At 71.9% G+C, this 19635-nt stretch carries 17 protein-coding genes; 2 read left to right on the forward strand and 15 right to left on the reverse strand.

The genetic code is table 11. The annotated features are described in order from the left end of the window. Positions 1–74: 74 nt before the first annotated feature. From ASC82_RS01875 to ASC82_RS01885, 4 genes are all read right to left on the reverse strand, one after another. Positions 75–1799 carry an LCP family protein gene (locus tag ASC82_RS01875; protein ID WP_056640453.1) on the reverse strand — a complete coding sequence of 575 codons (1725 nt, stop codon included), beginning with the start codon at positions 1797–1799 and terminating at the stop codon, positions 75–77. Between the two features lie 19 nt (positions 1800–1818). Continuing rightward, the gene (gene nadD / locus ASC82_RS01880; RefSeq protein WP_056640457.1) at positions 1819–2439 is read right to left on the reverse strand and encodes a nicotinate-nucleotide adenylyltransferase; all 621 of its coding nucleotides are present in this window, start codon (positions 2437–2439) and stop codon (positions 1819–1821) included. 52 nt (positions 2440–2491) lie between these two features. Next, entirely contained in the window at positions 2492–2656 is a 165-nt protein-coding gene (locus ASC82_RS30515) for a hypothetical protein (RefSeq protein WP_024756716.1), read from the reverse strand. Positions 2657–2740: 84 nt separating this feature from the next. Then, positions 2741–2932 (reverse strand): hypothetical protein, encoded by a 192-nt coding sequence (locus ASC82_RS01885; RefSeq protein ID WP_056640460.1) that lies wholly within the window; start codon positions 2930–2932, stop codon positions 2741–2743. A 128-nt stretch (positions 2933–3060) separates the two neighbouring features. Between ASC82_RS01885 and ASC82_RS01890 the strand changes: the two genes are divergently transcribed. Continuing rightward, positions 3061–4188 (forward strand): M48 family metallopeptidase, encoded by a 1128-nt coding sequence (locus ASC82_RS01890; protein ID WP_056640463.1) that lies wholly within the window; start codon positions 3061–3063, stop codon positions 4186–4188. Here ASC82_RS01890 and ASC82_RS01895 read toward each other — a convergent pair. The 7 genes from ASC82_RS01895 to ASC82_RS01925 form a co-directional block, all read right to left on the reverse strand. Continuing rightward, entirely contained in the window at positions 4173–5255 is a 1083-nt protein-coding gene (locus ASC82_RS01895) for a hypothetical protein (protein ID WP_056640466.1), read from the reverse strand. The genes ASC82_RS01890 and ASC82_RS01895 overlap by 16 nt on opposite strands. A gap of 71 nt (positions 5256–5326) precedes the next feature. Continuing rightward, positions 5327–5971, reverse strand: a complete 645-nt coding sequence (locus ASC82_RS01900; RefSeq protein WP_056640469.1) for a hypothetical protein — start codon at positions 5969–5971, stop codon at positions 5327–5329. Positions 5972–6048: 77 nt separating this feature from the next. Further along, a complete protein-coding gene (locus tag ASC82_RS01905; RefSeq protein ID WP_024756712.1) occupies positions 6049–7332 on the reverse strand; it encodes a glutamate-5-semialdehyde dehydrogenase in 1284 nt (427 codons plus the stop codon). Positions 7333–7519: 187 nt separating this feature from the next. Next, complete coding sequence (locus tag ASC82_RS01910) at positions 7520–8026, reverse strand: hypothetical protein (protein ID WP_056640473.1); 507 nt, start codon at positions 8024–8026, stop codon at positions 7520–7522. Positions 8027–8164: 138 nt separating this feature from the next. Next, positions 8165–9268 carry a glutamate 5-kinase gene (gene proB / locus ASC82_RS01915; RefSeq protein ID WP_056641433.1) on the reverse strand — a complete coding sequence of 368 codons (1104 nt, stop codon included), beginning with the start codon at positions 9266–9268 and terminating at the stop codon, positions 8165–8167. Between the two features lie 108 nt (positions 9269–9376). Then, positions 9377–9853 (reverse strand): GtrA family protein, encoded by a 477-nt coding sequence (locus ASC82_RS01920; RefSeq protein WP_056640476.1) that lies wholly within the window; start codon positions 9851–9853, stop codon positions 9377–9379. Continuing rightward, the gene (locus ASC82_RS01925; RefSeq protein ID WP_056640478.1) at positions 9853–10848 is read right to left on the reverse strand and encodes a glycosyltransferase family 2 protein; all 996 of its coding nucleotides are present in this window, start codon (positions 10846–10848) and stop codon (positions 9853–9855) included. Before ASC82_RS01925 ends, ASC82_RS01920 begins: the two co-directional genes overlap by 1 nt. Before the next feature lie 251 nt (positions 10849–11099). On the opposite strand from ASC82_RS01925, the gene ASC82_RS01930 reads away from it, so the two are divergent. Continuing rightward, the gene (locus ASC82_RS01930) at positions 11100–12695 is read left to right on the forward strand and encodes a DUF6056 family protein (RefSeq protein ID WP_056640481.1); all 1596 of its coding nucleotides are present in this window, start codon (positions 11100–11102) and stop codon (positions 12693–12695) included. A gap of 80 nt (positions 12696–12775) precedes the next feature. Here the strand turns inward: ASC82_RS01930 and galE are convergent, their stop codons facing one another. From galE to ASC82_RS01950, 4 genes are all read right to left on the reverse strand, one after another. After that, a complete protein-coding gene (gene galE, locus ASC82_RS01935; protein WP_056640484.1) occupies positions 12776–13768 on the reverse strand; it encodes a UDP-glucose 4-epimerase GalE in 993 nt (330 codons plus the stop codon). Between the two features lie 89 nt (positions 13769–13857). Continuing rightward, a complete protein-coding gene (locus ASC82_RS01940; protein ID WP_056640486.1) occupies positions 13858–15039 on the reverse strand; it encodes a glycosyltransferase in 1182 nt (393 codons plus the stop codon). Beyond that, positions 15032–17815: a CDP-glycerol glycerophosphotransferase family protein gene (locus ASC82_RS01945; RefSeq protein ID WP_056640489.1), complete on the reverse strand. Its 2784-nt coding sequence runs from the start codon at positions 17813–17815 to the stop codon at positions 15032–15034. The genes ASC82_RS01940 and ASC82_RS01945 overlap by 8 nt, the downstream gene beginning before the upstream one ends. Before the next feature lie 133 nt (positions 17816–17948). After that, the gene (locus ASC82_RS01950) at positions 17949–19586 is read right to left on the reverse strand and encodes a glycosyltransferase family 2 protein (RefSeq protein WP_056640492.1); all 1638 of its coding nucleotides are present in this window, start codon (positions 19584–19586) and stop codon (positions 17949–17951) included. Positions 19587–19635 lie beyond the last annotated feature (49 nt).

Consider the following 19635-nt stretch of genomic DNA (forward strand, 5'->3'; position numbering starts at 1 on the left):
TTCGTCGGCGGTCCAGTACCCCTCCAGGGTCTCACGGACCGCCGACGACGCCGCCAACGTTTACCGGGGGGCCTCTAGCGGGCCCCCGGGACCTTGTAGTCCCGGCCCAGGACCACGGTCACGGCGGCCGTTCCCGAGGGCTTGCCCTTCTGGACCGAGCCGGCCGGGAGGCCGAGGGTCTTGGCCACCTCGGCGGCCGTCACCTTCTGCGCGTCGTCACCGTAGATGACCTGCGACTTCTCCTGGGTGTCCGCGTCGGCACCGCCGATGAAGGCGTAGCCGCCGTTGATCAGGACGACCCGGGCCGACTCGGTGGCGTCCTCGCCGGAGGCGTCCCGCACGGAGACCCGCGGCACGTCGCCCGCCTCGGGGGCGGAGACCTTGCCGCCGAGGATGTCCTTCACCACGCTGTCGCTGGCGCCCTCGGTCAGCGTGCCGTCCTGCTCGACCGGCAGCAGGGCGGTCTTGTAGGCGCCGATCTTGGCGTGCTCGGCGAGCTTGGCGAGGGAGGCGCCGAGGTCCTTCTCGGGGAGCGACGGGTCGAGGATCTGGACCAGGGACTCGACGGTGACCGTGGCGGCCTTGGGGTCGTCGGAGATCTTCCGCAGCACCCCGTTCATGACCTGTCCGAAGCGCTGGAGCTGCTTGGTCTCGGCCTCGCCGGGCGCGCGGTAGGTCGCGTAGGCGACGGCCGCGCGGCCGTTCAGGGTCTGCTTCTCGCCCTTCTCGACGAGCGGCGGCGCACCCTTCTTCCTGTCGGGCACGGCCGTGTCGGTGTCGACCTCGATGCTGCTGACCAGCTCGACGAGGTTCTCCAGGAACGGGGTGTCCAGCCGCCAGGTGCCGGTGATCTTCGCGCCGAGGAGGTTGCCGATCGCCTCGCGGGTGCCGCCCGAGCCGTCGTCCTCGACCGACTTGCCGAGGGTCGTCGCGGAACCTTCGCCGTCGGCGACGGCGAGCGAGTTGGGGAGCAGGATGGTGGTGCCCTGCTTGGTGGTGGTGTTGTCCACGAGCAGGGCGGTGGAGGTCCCGCCGCCCCTCGTGTCGTGGAGGTGGACGACGATCGTGTCGCGCTTCTGCGGGCCGGTCGCCGTGCCCTGCTTCTGCTCCGGTGCGGAGGTGCCGGGGAGCATCCCCGCGGACCAGAGGTAGCCGACACCGCCCGCGGCGGCGAGCACGAGGACGACCACGAGCGCGACGACCCGGTTGCGGCCGCGCCGCCTGGCCTCCTCGCGCCGCTCCGAGCGGCTCTCGGTGAACTTCAGCCAGTCGATGACGTCCTCGGAGTCCTCGTCGGGCTCCTCGATGAACGAGAACTGCTCGGTGCGGTACTCCCGGTCGTCCTCGTCCTGCCGGGCCGGCGCGGTCCGCTCGGAGGCCGGGCGCTGCCCGGGGACACCGGCCGGAGCCGTCTGCGGGGGCTGCACCGCCTGCGCGGTCGGCATGGCCTGCGTGGTCGGCATCGCCTGCGTGGCCTGTACGGGGGCGGGCTCGGCCTGTGCGGCCCACTGCTGCCGGCCGGTGCCCGTGTCGTACGAGGGGTAGGCGTAGCCCTGCTGCCCGTACGGGTCGTACTGCGGCTGCTGGACCGGCTGGGCGGGCTGCTGCTGGGCGTAGGGGTCGTAGCCGTACGCCTGCTGCGGCTGCGACTGCTGCTGACCGCCGTACGGGTCGTCATGCTGCTGACCGGGCTGCTGCTGTGACTGCGGCTGCTGGTACACCGGCTGCCCGTACGCGTCGTAGCCGATGATCTGCGGCTGCGGATAGTACGGGTCGTACGGATTCTGCTGGTCGTTCACCGGTGGCCCTCCCCGAAGCTCACTCGCCGCGGTACAACTGGCGCTTGTCGATGTAGCGCACCACACCGTCCGGGACGAGATACCAGACGGGATCGCCCTGCGCGACCCGCGCGCGGCAGTCGGTGGACGAGATGGCGAGCGCGGGAACCTCGACCAGCGAGACGCCGCCCTTGGGCAGTCCGTCGTCGGTGAGGTCGTGGCCCGGCCGGGTGACGCCGATGAAGTGCGCGAGCGAGAAGAGCTCCTCGGCGTCGCGCCAAGTGAGGATCTGCGACAGCGCGTCGGCCCCGGTGATGAAGAAGAGGTCCGCGTCGCTGTTGAGAGAACGCAGGTCCCTCAGCGTGTCGATGGTGTAGGTCGCGCCGGGTCGGTCGATGTCGATCCGGCTGACCGAGAACTGCGGGTTGGACGCGGTGGCGATGACCGTCATCAGATAGCGGTCCTCCGCCGCCGACACGGCCTTGTGACCCTTCTGCCACGGCTGCCCGGTCGGCACGAACACCACCTCGTCGAGGTGGAACAGGGCGGCCACCTCACTGGCGGCCACCAGGTGACCGTGGTGGATCGGGTCGAACGTTCCGCCCATCACGCCGAGTCGGCGTTTGCCGCGGCCGCCGGTAGACACTTCCTGCTCTCCCATGCGTGCAGAGCCTACTGGCACCGCGGCGGACGCCGGATCGGCGGTCGGCGGATCAGCGGTCGCGGTTGAAGCGCGTGGTGATCCACAGCAGCAGGAGCAGCGCACCGAACGCGCCGAAACCGGTGAGGTACGGGTTGAGGCTGTCGTGGTTGCCACCGTGCTCGGCGGCACCCTCGGCGAGCGAGACCAGGTTGGCGGCGGTGCTGTGGAGGCTCATCGTCAGCAGGACCTATCGATCGGGAAGGGGAGCGGAGACTTCGAGCACATCGTATGCGGGCCCTCCTGACACTCTCACGCCGACTCAGGCGTTGGCGTCGTCGACGGTGTTGCTGTCGGCGTCGGTGTCCTCGGTGCGGTAGCCGCGCAGCAGGAACCAGGCGAGCAGCACGCCGCCCACGAGCGAGGCGAGCAGCACGATCCGGAGGGTGTCCCCCAGGCCTTCCGGTGCGGCCTCCGCGAGCAGGGCCGCGGCGGCGTCGATGGTGTCCGGCATGTCGGTCGTGCTCCTCGCTGGTACGCGGTGCCCGAGTTATCCACAGGCTCCGGCACACGGTAGCGCCAACGCCTAGTCTGGGTTCCGTCAGGGGGACGAGCACCGACTCGTACGAACAGGGGGCATCCATGACCGAGAACCACCAGGGGAACGTGCCGAGCAGGCAGCGAAAGCGGTTCCCCGGCATCTCCTCGCGGGCCTATGAACATCCGGCCGACCGCTCGGCGCTGGTCGCGCTGCGCAAGCTCAGCGGCTTCGACACGGCCTTCAAGGCGCTCAGCGGACTCCTCCCCGAGCGCAGCCTGAGACTGCTCTTCCTCTCCGACTCCGTCCGGGTGAGCGACGCGCAGTTCAGTCAGCTCAACGACATGCTGAGGGACGCCTGTTACATCCTGGACCTGGAGAAGGTCCCGTCGATGTACGTCACGCAGGACCCCAAGCCCAACGCGATGTGCATCGGCATGGACGAGCCGATCATCGTGGTCACCACGGGCCTGGTGGAGCTGCTCGACGAGGAGGAGATGCGGGCGGTCATCGGCCACGAGGTGGGGCACGCGCTCTCCGGCCACGCCGTGTACCGCACGATCCTCCTGTTCCTCACGAGCCTCGCGCTGAAGATCGCCTGGGTGCCGCTGGGGACCGTGGCGATCACGGCCATCGTGACGGCGCTGCGCGAGTGGTTCCGCAAGTCGGAGCTCTCGGCCGACCGGGCGGGGCTCCTCGTCGGGCAGGACGTGCAGGCCTCGATGCGCGGTCTGATGAAGATCGCCGGCGGCAACCACCTCCACGAGATGAACGTGGACGCGTTCCTCGCGCAGGCCGACGAGTACGAGAAGGCCGGCGACCTGCGGGACTCGGTCCTGAAGATCCTCAACGTGCTGCCCCGCTCGCACCCCTTCACCACGGTCCGCGCCGCCGAGCTGAAGAAGTGGTCGGAGAGCCGCGAACACCAGCGGATCATGGACGGGCACTACCCCCGGCGCTCCGAGGACAAGGACACCTCGGTCACGGACGCCTTCCGTGAGTCGGCCGGGCACTACGCCGAGACCGTGCGGACCAGCAAGGATCCGCTGATGAAGCTGGTCGGCGACATAGCCGGTGGCGCCGGTGACCTCGCGGGCGACCTGGGCGGGCGACTGCGCAACCGCTTCGCCGGCGGTCCGGGCACCAAGGAGGCCGACGGCAAGCCGGGCGGTGGGGCCGCGGACGGCAGGACCGCCGGCGGCGAGGCGGGGGACGGTCAGAGCGAGGGCTGAGCGCTCGGCGCCAGCGCTCCGCACAGGGACGGGGCCGCGGGCCTGGTCGTGGCGTACGGGTCGGTGACCGCCGGCCCGCCCGCTTCCGGGGCCCGCGCTCCGGCCAGGAGCGGCTTCAGGATGCCGGTGGAGCCGGGGCCGCACGCCTGCGGTCCGGCCTCCACCGTGCTGGCCACCAGCTCGGCCCGGTGCATCCGCAGGTCCTCGCGGTCGAAGCGGAAGTGCACCACGCGGTGCACGGTGAAGAGCGAGGCCGCGGCGACCGGTCCCACGCCCCCGGTCGCCGGTCGCAGGGCGTAGGTGTACGTGTGGTCGGCGGTGACGTCCAGCGTGTCCATAGCGGACTCCTCGAAGCGGAGCGTGCCCTGTACGCGGGTGGTGGGTTCGGCGAGCACGGCCTGCCGCGGGTCGAAGCGGACGAGCCAGCCGGCGAGGGCGTGCCGTCCGTCGTCGGCCGGCGACTCGACGCTCCGGTCGAACTGCGCCAGCTGATCCGGATCGAGCAGCAGCCGGACGGACCGCACGCTCGCCCCGGAGAGGACGTCGGGATCCAGCGAGGAGGCGACGAGGTAGTCCTTGGCGATGCTGAGGGCCGAGACGACCTGGCTCTCGGCGAAGTGGGAGGTGCGTCCGACGACGGGCAGATTGATGCCGGCGGCTCCCGTGCGGTACTCGGCGACCGGGCTGTGGGAGAAGAGCTGCTCCGGCGATCCGCCCGGGACGGCGCCCTGCGGGGCGAGCGGGACCACCGTGGTCCGCAGCGGTTCCGCCCGCTGGTCGGCGGGGGGCAGGTACGGGTTGCGGACGCCCAGATAGATGGCGGTGCCGAAGGCGAGGAGGATCAGCAGGACCAGCAGGATGGCCTGGCGGGAGCCGGTTCTGCCCTCCCTGGAGGCCCGGGGCCTGACGGGCTGGGCGTACTCCCCCATCCGCTCCTGGGCGGAGAACTCCTGGAGGCGGGCAGCACGGACGAACGCCTCGTCGAAGACGACGGATCGGTATTCGTCCTCACCACCGCCGGGGAGACCCTCGGGTGTCCCCTCAGGCGGGTCGCCACGCCCTGCCATACCTTCAGGGTAGGTCGGCGGAGGCTTCGGTAAACGCCGAGGTGCACGACAACTTCGGAAGAGTGCAGCCGTCAGGGTGTACGCGGGGCGACGGAGACCCGCGGCGGCGCGTACTCGGCGGACGCCGAATGGGCCGCGGGCACGGGTGCGGGCACCGTCGCGGGCACGGGCGGCGGCACCGGGGAGCCATGGGCCGCGGGCGGGGCCGGGGCCGGGTTCGGGGTGTCCACGCCGGTGGTGGCCGGCGGGGGGATCTGGTCCTGGCGGTTGGCGACGGCGCCGCGGTAGACGGCGCTGAAGGCGAGGGCGACCATGCCGATGCCCATGACCAGGGCCAGGACCCAGGCGACGGGTCGGTGCCAGCGGGCGCGGCCCCGGTAGGGGCGCAGGGCGCCGCCGTGGCGGCCGTAGGGGCTGGCGTCGTCCCCGATGTCGTCGGGCTCGTAGGTGAGGCCCGGAGGGTCGTAGCCGTCCCCGTAGGAGTCGTCGTCGACGGACGGGCCGCCGGCGCGGGCCCGGGCGGATTCGGCCTCGGCGCGGGCCTGGGCGGCGGCGAGGAGTCGCTCGACGGCGCTCGGTTCGTGGACCGTGGCGGCCCGGACGAAGGCCTCGTCGAAGACCACGGTGGCGTAGTCCTCGTCGGCGCCTCCGCGGTCGACAGAGTCCTCAGGGTCTCCGCCGTCCGGGAACGGCGTGCCCCCCACGTCGTCCGGCACGGATTCAGAGTAGACCCGGGAGGTGGTTTTGGGCAGGGAGAGTGCGAACCCTCCCTGCCCGTACCGAAAGGAAGGGGTTATCGAACGTGGCCGTCGCCGGTGACGATGTACTTGGTCGAGGTCAGCTCGGGAAGCCCCATGGGGCCCCGGGCGTGGAGCTTCTGCGTGGAGATGCCGATCTCGGCGCCGAAACCGAACTGCCCGCCGTCGGTGAAGCGGGTGGAGGCGTTCACGGCCACCGTGGTGGAGTCGACCAGCTGGGTGAAACGGCGCGCCGCGGCCTGCGAGGTGGTCACGATCGCCTCGGTGTGACCGGACGACCACATGCGGATGTGCTCCACGGCCTTGTCGAGGGAGTCGACGACGGCGGCGGCGATGTCGTAGGAGAGGTACTCGGTCTCCCAGTCCTCGGGCGTGGCCGGTACGACGGTGGCCTTGGAGGCCGGGGCGTGGGCGAGGACCCGCTCGTCGGCGTGGACGGTCACGCCGGCCTCGGCGAGGGCGTCGAGGGCCCGGGGCAGGAAGGCCTCGGCGATGTCCTGGTGGACGAGGAGGGTCTCGGCGGCGTTGCAGACGCTGGGCCGCTGGGCCTTGGAGTTGATGAGGATGTCGACGGCCATGTCGAGGTCGGCGTGGGCGTCGACGTAGACGTGGCAGTTGCCGGTGCCGGTCTCGATGACCGGGACGGTGGACTCCTCGACGACGGTGCGGATGAGGGAGGCGCCGCCGCGCGGGATGAGGACGTCGACGAGGCCGCGGGCGCGCATCAGCTCGCGGACCGATTCGCGGGACTCGCCGGGGACGAGCTGGACGGCGTCGGCGGGCAGTCCTGCGCCGCCGACGGCGTCGCGCAGGACCTTCACCAGGGCGGTGTTGGAGGCGTACGCGGAGGACGAGCCGCGGAGGAGGACGGCGTTGCCGGACTTGAGGCAGAGGGCGGCGGCGTCGACGGTGACGTTGGGGCGGGCCTCGTAGATGATGCCGACGACGCCGAGGGGGACGCGGACCTGGCGGAGGTCGATGCCGTTGGGGAGGGTCGAGCCGCGGACGACCTCGCCGACGGGGTCGGGCAGCGCGGCGACGTGGCGGACGTCGGCGGCGATGGCCCGGACGCGCTCCGGGGTGAGGGTGAGCCGGTCGATGATCCCCTCGTCGGTGCCGGCCTCGCGGGCCTTGGCGATGTCCTCGGCGTTGGCCTCGACGATCTCGGCGGTGCGGACTTCGAGGGCGTCCGCGATCGCCAGCAGGGCGTCGTCCTTGGCCGCGCGCGGGAGTGGCGCGATTTCGGCGGCGGCGCCACGGGCCCGGTAGGCGGCCCGGGTGACCGGGGAGAGGTTGTCGAGGGGCGTGAGCGAGGTCATGCCCGCAGGGTACTGGCACCCCTGCGGACATCCCTCACGTATCCCGCACTCCGAGACACACCTCGACGACTCCAAGACGCCCCTCGGCGACTCCGAGACACCCCTGGCGACTCCACGACGCCCCTCGGCCACTCCGAGACACCCCTCGGTGACTCCGAGACGCCGCTCGGTGGCTCCACAACGCCCCTCAGTAGGGGTGGACACCGACCGGGGCCGCCGGTGGCGGGCCGTAGCCCTCCGCGATCCGCTGGTGGTAGGTCTCGCGGTCGATGACCTCGAGCCCGACGATCTCCCAGGGCGGCAGCTTGGCGGTCTGCCGGTGCTCGCCCCACAGGCGCAAGGCGACGGCCGCCGCGTCGTGGAGGTCGCGGGCCTCCTCCCAGTACCGGATCTCGGCGTGGTCGTTGGCGTAGCGGCTGGTCAGCAGGAAGGGGTGGTCATGGGCCAGCTGTTCGAGCCCGCGCCGCACCTCCTTCAGCGGTGACTCCGCGCCGGAGACACTGAGGGTGATGTGCCAGAGTTTGGACACGGGCCGCTCCTCGGCGCGCGATTCCCGTGTCTCGATCGTGGTGGTCTCGGTCTTCCTGTCCGTGGACCTGTCCCGTGCCTCGTCGAAGTCGGCTCCGGCCTCGACACTGGTCAGGGCGCGTTCGGCAGTCCCGCGGGGCGGTGCCCCAGGGCGCGCTCGTCTCACCGGCGGCCTCCTGTGTGATGCGTCTGGTGCTGTACCCCGCCTTGCTACTTACCCCCGAGACAAAGTTGACCAGCCCGAGGCGGCAGATGGGGCGGTTTTGGTAAACGTCCCTTCCGGATGGCCGTACTTTCAGCCGTTTCAGCGGATGACGACCAGGTCGTCGCGGTGGACGACCTCGCGCTCGTACTCAGGGCCGAGTTCGCGCGCGAGCTCGGGGGTGGAGCGGCCGAGCAGCTGCGGGATCTCCTTGGCGTCGAAGTTGACGAGGCCGCGGGCGACGGCCCGTCCGTCCGTGTCGCGGAGCTCGACGGGGTCACCGGCCACGAAGTCGCCCTCGACGCCCGCGATACCGGCCGCGAGCAGGGACTTCTTGCCCTCGACGACGGCGCGCACGGCTCCGGCGTCGAGAGTCAGGGAGCCCTGCGGGGTGGAGGCGTGGGCGAGCCAGAGGAGCCGGTCGGCGGAGCGGCGGCCGGTGGGATGGAAGTACGTGCCGGTGTCCCGGCCCATGAGGGCGTCGGCGGCGCGGCTCGCGGAGGTGAGGACCACGGGGGTGCCCGCGGCGGCGGCGATCCGGGCCGCCTCGACCTTGGTGACCATGCCGCCGGTGCCGACGCCCGCCTTGCCCGCCGCGCCGATCTCGACGTGGGCGATGTCCTGGGGGCCCGTGACCTCCGCGATCCGGGACGTGCCGGGCTTGGCCGGGTCGCCGTCGTACAGCCCGTCGACGTCGGAGAGCAGGACGAGCAGGTCCGCCCGGACGAGGTGGGCGACGAGGGCGGCGAGCCGGTCGTTGTCGCCGAAGCGGATCTCGTCCGTGGCGACGGTGTCGTTCTCGTTGACGACGGGCAGCGCGCCCATGGCGAGGAGCTGGTCGAGCGTCCGGTAGGCGTTGCGGTAGTGGGCGCGGCGGCTGGTGTCGTCCGTGGTGAGGAGGACCTGGCCGACGCGGACGCCGTAGCGGGCGAAGGAGGCGGTGTAGCGGGCGACGAGGAGGCCCTGGCCGACGCTGGCGGCGGCCTGCTGGCGGGCGAGGTCCTTGGGCCGGCGGGTGAGGCCGAGGGGTGCGAGGCCCGCCGCGATGGCACCGGAGGAGACGAGGACGATCTCCTTCTCCCCGCCGCTGCGGACCTTGGCGAGGACGTCCACGAGGGCGTCGACGCGGTCGGCGTCGAGGCCTCCGGAGGCGGTGGTGAGCGAGGAGGAGCCGACCTTGACGACGATCCTGCGGGCCTCCGTCACGTACTGCCTTGCCACGTCCGTCTGTCCCGTCACCTGCGTCGCCACCTGCGTCGTCCTCACTCGGATGTCCCACGCGCCGCGCGTGCCACGCCGCGGCTGCCAGGCAATCTACGCGAGCCGGGAGGGCTGACGCTCGTCCATTCCGTTCTCTGGACCGGGCCCCTCGGGACCGTCAGGACCGTCCTTGGGCTTCCGGGGCACCAGGATCCGCTGGGAGATCAGATAGGTGAAGGGGATCGCGACGACGGCCGCGACGAGGGGCGCGACCCTGTCGTCCATGCCGGCCCAGGTGACGAGCGCGTACAGGCCGACGCTCTGCACGAGGTAGTTGGTGACGTTGGTGAGGGGGAAGAGGGCGAACTTCTTCCAGGTCGGACGGGTGCGGTAGGTGAAGTAGGTGTTGAGGAAGAAGGAGCCGATCATGCTGATGAGGAAGGCGAGGGAGTACGCGGCGAAGTACGGCATCCAGGGGTGGAGCAGCAGGTAACACCCGAAGAACGTGCCGGTGTTGACGCCGCCGACCAGCGCGAACCGAAAGATCTCGGCCAGCCGCGCGCGCCGCGCGCTCCCCCCGCCCGTCGTCATCAGCGCTCCCGGTCGGTGGCCGTGACGCGGATGCGCTCGGCGGCGGCCCGCTCGGCCGCCCCGCGCCCGAAGGAGCGGTGGGTCTCCTTCACGAGGAAGTGCGGCCGCCGTTTCGTCTCGTAGTAGATCCGGCCGATGTACTCGCCGATCAGTCCCAGCATCACCATCTGCACTCCCCCGAGCCCCACGATGATCGCGACCAGGGTGACGTATCCGGGGGCGGTGACGCCCTGGGTGATCGCCGCGACGGCCACCCAGACCGCGTACAGGACGGCGAGGCCGCTGAGCATCATGCCCAGCCAGAGCGCGATGCGCAGCGGTCGGTTGTTGAAGGAGATCAGCCCGTCCATGCCGTAGTTGAGCAGGGAGCTGAACTTCCACTTCGTCTCACCGCCCTCGCGGGCCGCGTTCTGGTAGTCGAAGGTGACGGTGTCGAAGCCGATCCAGGAGAACAGCCCCTTGGAGAAGCGGTTGTACTCGGGCAGCGAGAGCAGGGCGTCGACGGCGGGGCGGGACAGCAGGCGGAAGTCCCCGACGCCGTCGGTGAGTTCCACGTCGACCCAGCGGTTGACGGCCCGGTAGTACACGCGGCTGAGCGCGGAGCGGAGCTTCTTGTCCCCTTCGCGGGTCCGCCGCGCCATGACCTGGTCGTGGCCTTGGTGGAAGAGGTCCAGCATGCGCGCGAGGAGCTCCGGCGGGTGCTGGAGATCGGCGTCCATGATCACCACGGCGTCCCCGGTGGACTTGCGCAGACCGGCGAGCATGGCGGCCTCCTTGCCGAAGTTGCGGCTGAAGGAGGCGTACTGGGTGCGGTGCGGGTGCCGGGCGGCGATGGCGCGGAGCTTGCCGAGCGTTCCGTCGGAGCTGCCGTCGTCCACGTAACAGATCTCGTAGCCGACCGGGAGACCGTCGAGCACCTGGCGCATGCGCGCGTCGAACCGTTCGATGACGTCCTCTTCGTTGTAGCAAGGGACGACGACGGAAAGCCTGGTCATGGAACGGTCACTCCAGTGGGATGAGCGAGAGTACGTCCTGAGGGACCGCCACCGGAGTCTCCTTCGAGCAGCGCGGCCACGGTACTGAGCGGCGGTGACCGCCGGGCGTCGCCCGGGTGACCTCTCCCGGTCGGCATGTCGTCCATGCAGCAAAGCATGCGGGGCAGATATTCATATACAGGGCATTCATGCCCTTTTATCACCCGTAGGGATGCCGTGCCACGGACCTTGACCACCTGGAGCGATGACCGGTGAGTAGGACGACCACCCCGGAGCACGGCGATACGCGGCGGCCGGGCGGCGGACCGGAGACCGGCGCCGCAGACACGGACGGAGACGGGGACGGCCGCACGGATCGGGACACCACCGGACTCCGGCGGGCCCTGTCCTGGATCGCGCTGGTCGTCTCCGCCGGCGCCGGAGCGCTCCTCTCGGTCGGAGCCTTCCTCGGGCTCTACGTACGCCCCACATCGGACGACTGGTGCGCCCTCTGGAAGGCCCGCGACATGGGCGTCCTGGGCATCACCGCGGACTTCTACCGCACCCAGAACGGGCGCGTCACGAACGCCTTCCTCACCGGGGTGATCTACTCCGACGACATGCGGGGCCCGAAGCTGCTGCCCGCCTTCCTCGTCGTCACGCTCGGCGCCGCGCTCTTCCTCCTCGCCCGCGCGGCCCTGCGCGCCCTGCGCCTGCCCGCGCCTCCGCCCGTGCTGCTCGCCGCCGCCGCGGCGCTCGTGTCGGCGCTGCTGTTCTTCGCCGGCACCCGCTCGTACCAGGTCCTGCTCTGGGCTCCGGCGACCGTCTCCCACACCCTGCCGAGCGTGATCGGCCTCTGGGCGGTGCTCTGCGCCGTGCGGGCCGCGCGCGCCGGCCACCGGTGGGCCCGGACGGCGGCGGTGGTCGCGGCGTTTCCGACGGGGGTGGCCCTCGGCATGCTCAGCGAGCCCTTCGCCATGGTGGCCGGGATCCTCGCGGGCACCGCCGCCCTCCTCTGCCTGCCCCGACTCGGCTGGACGAAGGACCGGTACGTGCCGACCTGGTGCGCTTCCCTGTGCCTCGGACTCGCCACGGGCCTCGTCCTGCTCACCACGTCACCCGGCGCCCGGTGGCGGCGCGCCCAGCATCCGCGGGAGCCGCTGTCGACCGAGCTGGTGGGAGAAACGTTCCGTGACTGGTGGCGCGTGTGGGAGACGATCGCGGGCCAGGGGGCGTACGCGGGCGCGGCCGCCATCGGCGCGCTCCTGGGCCTCGGCCTGGCCCTGACCCTCCCCCACGCCAACGCCCACCCCCACAGCCACACCCACACCCGGGAACCCGCCGGCCTCCCCCCGCGCCGCCTGTTCCGGATCGCGGTGCTCCTGCCGCTCCCGCTGATCGCCCTCGCCAGCCTGGCCGTCACCTACGGACTGCGCACCGGCTACGGAGACGTGGGCTGGACGTACGGGCGCACCTGGACCAGCTTCCTGCTCCCACTGCTGCTCACCCTCTGCGCGTACGGCACGTGGGGCGGGTACCGCCTGGGGCTCCTGCTCCGGCGGGCCGGCCGGCCCGCCGCCCGCGCCGCGGCGCTGGTCGCGGTGGGGGCGATCGCCGTCGGGAGCACGGCCGCGCTGGTGCGGCCGGTGTACGAGCTGACCACCAGCACGGTGGTCCGCGCGACCGCCTGGGACCGGCAGAACGCGCGGATCCGGGCGGAGGCCGCGGCGGGCGCCCGGGACGTCGCCTACCGGCCGCTCCTCATCGGCGGGCTGACCGAGCCGCTGTTCGCCCGCACCTACGCGCGGGACTGGGCGGCGCAGTGCACGGCCACGTACTACGGCGTGGACCGCATCCACCGCCCCTGAGGCGCGTCCTCCCCACACGACGGAGTGGGGCGCCCCGGGCCGAAGCCGGGACACCCCACTCCCTCACACCGTCTCGGGCCTCAGCCGGCCGTGCGGGACGCCCGGTTCGCTACCCAGCCCTCCCAGGCGGAGCCGATCATGGTGCGGACGTCGTGACGGGCCTTCCAGCCGAGCTCCGACTCGATGCGCTCGGCGGAGGCGACCACGCGGGCCGGGTCGCCCGGACGGCGCGGGGTGACCACGGGTTCGACGCTGTGGCCCGTGATCTCGTTGATCAGGTCGACCATCTCGCGCACCGACACGCCCTCGCCGCGCCCGATGTTCAGGGTCAGCGTGGCCGTCTCGCCGGCCTCGCCCGCCGCGGCGAGCGCGCGGGCCGCCGAGAGGTGGGCGTCGGCGATGTCGGCGACGTGGATGTAGTCGCGGATGCAGGTGCCGTCCGGGGTCGGGTAGTCGTCACCGAAGATGCGCGGGGACTCGCCGGAGTCGAGCCGCTCGAAGACCATCGGCACCAGGTTGAACACACCGGTGTCGGCGAGCTCGGGGGCCGCTGCGCCCGCCACGTTGAAGTACCGCAGGCAGGCGGTGGAGATGCCGTGGGCCTGGCCGACCGCGCGCGCCATCCACTCGCCGACGAGCTTGGTCTCGCCGTACGGGCTGAGCGGCAGGCACTCGGTGTCCTCGGTGACGAGGTCCACGTCGGGCATGCCGTAGACGGAGGCGGAGGACGAGAAGAGGAAGCTCTTCACCCCGGCGCCGGCTGCGGCCTCCAGGATGGTCTGCAGACCCGTCACGTTCTCGCGGTAGTAGAACAGCGGCTGCTCGACCGACTCGCCGACCTGCTTCTTGGCCGCCAGGTGCACGATGCCCTTGACCGCGTGCTCACGCAGCACCCGGTCGAGGAACTCGCGGTCCAGGACCGAGCCCTTCTCGAGCGCGACGCCCTCGGGGACGCGCGCCGGGTTGCCCGTGCTGAGGTCGTCGACCACGACGACACGCTCGCCGGCCTCGGTCATTGCTTTGACGACATGGGAACCGATGTATCCGGCGCCGCCGGTGATGAGCCAGGTCATTCCGACAGTTTAGCCACAGGCCCGACACCGCCCGGCGGCCCCGCACAAGGGGTCCGCCGGGGCCGCTCTCCGGCGCTTCCGGCGCTCCCCTACCGCTCGATCTCGGCGAACACGGCGTCCCACCGGTCGAGGACCTCCGGCAGCGACAGGCGCGCGACGTGCTCCCGCCCCGCCGCGCCGTACCGCCTCCGCAGCTCCGCGTCGTCCATGAGCTCGCCGAAAGCGGCGGCGAGCCCGGCCACGTCGGCCGGCGGCACCAGGGTGCCCGTGACGCCGTCGTCGACGAGCTCCCGGACACCGCCCGAGACGTCGAAGCTCACGCACGGCACCCCGCACGCGGCGGCCTCCGCCAGCGCCATCGGACGGCCCTCGCGCTCGCTGCTGATCGCGACGACGGACAGCTCGCGGTAGGCGGCGGCCATGTCCTTGACCGTGCCGCGCAGGACGACCTGGTCGGCGACGCCGAGGTCCTCGGCCTTCATGCGCAGCTCGTTCTCCAGCGGCCCGTCGCCGAAGAGGTGCAACTCCCACCCCTCGCGACCCGCGCCCCCGCGCCCCGAGCCCTCGCCCGCGCGGGCGCGCGCGAAGGCCTCGATCATCCGGTCGTACCGCTTGATCGGGTCGAGCCGGCCGACCGCGCCGATCCTGAGAGTGTCGAGCGGGGCCCGCTCGTCCGGGTAGAACGGCAGCGGGTTCGGCATCACCCGTACGTTCGGCAGGCGCTGGTTGACGAACTCGACCGCGTCCCCCTCGGAGAGGACGAGGGTCTGCTCCAGAGCCGGGTAGTGACGCCGGATCAGCCCCAGGTTGGCACTGCGCCGGGCCTGCGCGAAGGACTCGTGGTACTGCCCGATGCCCTTGAGGTGACGCCATTCCAGCGGCATGACCCAGTCCACGGCCCACGGCGAACCGAAGACGATGTAGCCGTCGTCGACCGCCGACAGTTTCCGCTGCATCTCCGCCCGCGCGTGGTCGCGGGCGGCCCGCGCCCGCCGGGCGTCGGAGCGCCGCGCCAGGCTGAGCCGGTCGCCGACCGTCCGCACCGGCGGCTTGGGGGCCGCGGCCGGCGGATAGAGCGTGGCGTGGCGGTACGCGCGCGTGGCGTTGTACGGGAAGGGCTCGGCGCTCGGCCGGATGCCGATCAGCTCGACGCGGTGGCCCCGCTCGCCCATGCCCTGGGCGAGGGTGTGCAGCACCCGCTGGGATCCGCCCATCGAGTCGACGTCGACACCGACGAAGAACACGTTGCGGGCAGGGGAGGCCTCAGTCATGGGTGCCGCCTTCGAAAAAAGCGTCGACCACCAGCTTGCTCGCGTGGCCGGTCTCGTACGAGCAGAACATCTCCTGGAAGCGCGCGTAGCGCTCCGCGTGCCCCTTTTGCACGCCCTCCAGGTCCCGCACGGCGGCGGCGAGTTCCTCGGTGGTCGTCAGCATCGGCCCGGGGGCGATGTCCTCGAGGTCGTAGTACGTGCCCCGGTCGCCGCCCTTGTAGTCCTCGTAGTCGTCCGTGTACAGCAGTATCGGGCGGCCCGTGTTGGCGTAGTCGAACATCAGCGACGAGTAGTCCGTGAGCACCGCGTCCGAGGCCAGCATCAGGTCGTTGACGTCGGCGAACGCGGAGCCGTCGCGGAGGAAGTGGCCGAGCTCCGGGTCGACCTTGAACCGGTCGTACGGGTGGGCGCGCACGACGACGATCCACTCGTCGGAGAGCTGCGGGGCCAGCTCCTCGAAGTCCACCCGGATCGACTGTCCGGTGCGGCGCGCCGCGTCGCGGAAGGTGGGGGCGTAGAGCAGCACCTTGCGGTCGGCCGGGATGCCCAGGGATTCGCGGACGGCGGCCGCCCTGACCCGCTGCTCCGGCTCCGCCCAGCGCACGAGCACGTCGTTGCGCGGGTAGCCGGAGCGGATCAGGTCGGCCGTGACCTCGAAGGCCGGGACGAAGGTCCGCTCGAACTCGGCGCTCGGGCAGACGAGCGCGTCCCAGCGGCCCACGGCGGCGCGGAACCGGCCCTTCTCGATCTCCGAGGCACCGCGCAGCGACGGGACGTCGAAGCCCATCGCCTTGAAGGTCTGGCCGTGCCAGGTCTGGAGGTACCGGGTGCCCTTGGGCTTCCGGTAGAGGTAGGGGAGGTTGTGCGAGTCGACCCAGTACGTGGCCCGGGCCAGCGCGCGGCCGTAGGCGAAGCTGCCGCGCTTCACGAGCGTGACGTCGTCGGGGAAGGAGTCCCGGCTGCCGGAGTACGCCCAGATCACGTCGATCGGGAGGTTGCGGCGCTTGAGCTCCTCGTAGACGTAGCGGGGGTTGTCCGCGTAGCCGCGGCCCTCGATCGCCTCGAAGACGGCCAGGCCGCGCTTGCGCGGGAGCTTGGCGACGGCGTCGTAGGCCGTCGCCTTGCCCTCGTTGCCGACGATGATCTTCTTGACCTTGCCGACCTTCGCCTTGGTCTTGCGGGCGTAGGGGCCGAGCGGTTCGAGGGACTTCAGGACGCCGGAGCGCTGCCAGGTCACCTCCAGGCGCCCCGCGCCCTTCTGCTCGGCCTGGACGCGCAGGTGGTGGATGCCGAACGTGTGGTAGCGGAGGGTGGCGCGGAAGTCGGGCTGGTCGTGCCGGGCCAGCAGGATGTCCGTACGCCGGGCGCCGTCCTGCTCCAGGGCGATCACCGGGTGGCGGCGGGTCGCCACGCCGACCTTGCCGACCGGGACCTTCCGCAGGTCCAGCTCGGCCCTGGAGACGTACTGCCCCTCGCCGTCCGGGACGAGCGTGAGGGGCACCGTCAGCGGCGTCTTGTGGGCGGCCAGCTTCGCCGAGGCCTCGGTGTCCTCGGTGATCAGGCCGACCGGGTCGTACGTACGGATCTCCAGGCGCATGACCGGGCCGAGCATCGACACGGAGGTCAGCTCGTGCCGCAGGCGCCCGCTGCCGAGGCCCTGTTCGCGCAGGTGCCACTCGCTGAGGTCGAGCTCGCGGCGGCTCGCGTCGTCGGCCGGCGCGACGGCGCCCCAGTAGGGGACGCCGGCCACCTCGGTGACGGCGCGGGGCGCGAGCTGCGGCCGGCCGAACTGGCGGGCGGCCACGGCGGCCTCCTCCAGCCTGCCGGTGCGCAGCAGGTGGACGCAGACGCGCTCCTCGCGGGAGAGCCGCTCGTAGGTCTCGTCGGCGATCTCGTCGAGGTACGGGGTGACCTCGGCGGCGAACTCCGCGATCCATTCGGCGTCGCGGAACGGCAGGTCGCCCAGGTACAGGCGGAAGTCGTGCCGGAGGAACTTGTGGTCCTTCTCCGCGCGGAGCCCGTCGTCGCCGCGCTCCTCCAGCCAGGCGTCGATCAGCCGCGCCACGCCGATGCGGTCGCGGACGTTCTGGATCTTGTGGCGGCTCGACGAGATGGAGACGCTCTCGGGCGCGAGGCGCCAGGTGTAGACCGGCCACGGGACGACGGCGAAGGTCTCCGCGAGCGTGTACGCCTGCGCGGAGAACAGCTGGTCCTCGTAGTGGATGCCCTCGGGGAAGGCGAGGCCGTTCTCCCGGATGAAGGCGGTGCGGTAGAGCTTGTTCGTCGACAGGTGGTCGAAGAAGTACTCGGGCCGCTCGGCGATGCCCTCGACGACCCGCTGCTCGGTGAAGAGGTGCGGGTACCACAGGCCCGTGGAGTCGGTCGCCTCGTAGAGCCGGGTCACCTCACCGGTCACGAAGTCGACGCCGGTCTCCTCGGCGACCAGCAGCATGCTCTTGCAGGCGTGCCGGGGCAGTTCGTCGTCGCTGTCGAGGAACATGACGTACGGGGCGCGCGCGACGGCGATGCCGCGGTTGCGGGGGGCGCTGCAGCCGCCGCTGTTCTGCTCCAGGCGCGCGTAGCGCACGCGCGGGTCGGAGGCCTCCAGGGCCCGCGCGACACGCTCGGTGCCATCGGTCGAACAGTCGTCGGCGATGATCACTTCGAGATTGTTCAGGGTCTGGTCGAGTACGGACCGAACCGCTCGCGGGAGCCGTTCCTCATCGTTGTAGACGATGACGACGACGCTCACATCGGGGACGTCGCTAGTCGGCATCCAAGTCCTCTCACACGGGCATGCGGTGGTACGGGCGCGCTCACAGTTGATTGATGAACGCCCCCGGCGACCGCCAAGTCACGACCGGGCGGAAAATTGTTCCGAAACTCGTCCCCCGCGCATCGGATGGTGTTCACCGCCTCGCCAGGAGCCTCCTGATCCGGCCGGACACGACCTGGCGGGCACCGGCCGCGCCCCCCGTGAGCCGGAGGACCAGGCCGCGGCGCGCCGTGGCGACGACCTGGACGAGGAGGACGCGGCCGAGCCGGCCGAGGACCACGCCGCGCCGGCCCGCGAAGCCGTCGGGGGCCCTGATCTCGGCGCATCCGGTCGAGCCGTCCGCGTACCGCAGCTCGGCGAGGAGCGACCAGGAGGCGAGCCGGCCGGAGCGCAGGAGCTTCGTGGTGGGGACCCGCACGGTGGCCGTCCAGCCCTCGTCGGCGGGGAGCAGCGGGGCCTCGGCGGAGAGCTTGGTGGCCGACGTGCGCTCGGTGAAGCCGACCCGGACGGACACGGGGTGCCGGGCGCCGACCCGCCCGTACAGCTCGTGCACGGTCAGCGTCAGCCGGGTGGCCCCACCGACGGAGGCGGCGCCGTCCACGGCGACCGGCAGCTCCGCCGGGGTCAGCTCGGCGAGACCGTCCAGCGGTACGTCGGCGGGGGCGGCGGCCAGCACCGGGGCGCCGTCCTCGGCGCGGGGGTACGGAGGGGCGAGCCGCGGGCGGCCGGCGGCGAGCTCGGCGAAGCGGGTGAGCTCGCGCCCCTCGGGTACGGCGGTGAGGGCCATGAGGCCGGCGTACAGCCAGCGGTTCGGCGCGGGGGCGGCGGCGACCGCCGCGGCGTCGAAGCCGGCAAGGTGGTCGCGGGTGACCGTCCACCAGTCGGCGCGGTAGGCGGCGGTCCGCCGGGGCAGCTCGCGGAGGTACATGGGGAGGTCGTAGTCGAGGAACTTCGTCTGTGCGGCGGTGGCGAGCGCGGGGTGCCCGGCCTTGAGGAAGACCTCGACGACGGCGCGGTGCGCGGCGACCCGGTGCTCCCAGTTCGCCAGGGAGGCCTGGCGCAGCGAGATCGACAGGTTCGCGGCCTGGCGCCGCACGTGCCAGACGTACAGCGGCACGTCGGTGACGGCGAGCCGCGGGGCGGCGGCCTGGACGCGGGCGCCGAAGACGAAGTCCTCGTAGTGGAAGGCCCCTTCGGGGAAGCGGATCGCATGTCCGTTCAGGAAGGCGCGCCGGTAGAGCTTGTTGACGGAGAGGGTGTCGAGCACCAGCTCGGGGTGGTCCTCGATGCCGTCGAGGACGGTGCCGGGGAGGGTGGCGCCCCGGGAGACGTCGTACAGCGGGGCCGCCCAGACGGTCTCGCGGCCCCCGGGGAGCTCGCGCCGCACGCAGATGCCGGTGACGACGTCCGCGCGCTCCGCCGTCGCGACGGCGAGGAGCCCGTCGACGGCGCCGGGGATCAGCACGTCGTCGCTGTCGAGGAACAGCACGTACGGGTGGACGGCTGCGGCGATGCCGTCGTTGCGGGGGGTGCCGCAGCCGCCGCTGTTGACCTCGCGGCGCAGCGGCCGTACGCGCGGCTCGTCCGCGAAGCCGGCGAGCACGTCGGGCGTCGCGTCCTCGGAGGCGTCGTCGACGACGAGGACCTCACCGACGCCCTCGCCCTGCGCGAGGGCGGAACGGATCGCGTCGCCGAGGTGCTCGGCGTCGTTGTACGCGATGACGACGACACTGACCCGTGCCGTGTCCGGTGACTCGGGGGGCTGAATCATCCGCGCATCGTAGCGGTGCGCACACGGACCGTAAGACCGGAAGGTGAAA

Source organism: Streptomyces sp. Root431 (assembly GCF_001426585.1).
Classification (GTDB): domain Bacteria; phylum Actinomycetota; class Actinomycetes; order Streptomycetales; family Streptomycetaceae; genus Streptomyces; species Streptomyces stackebrandtii.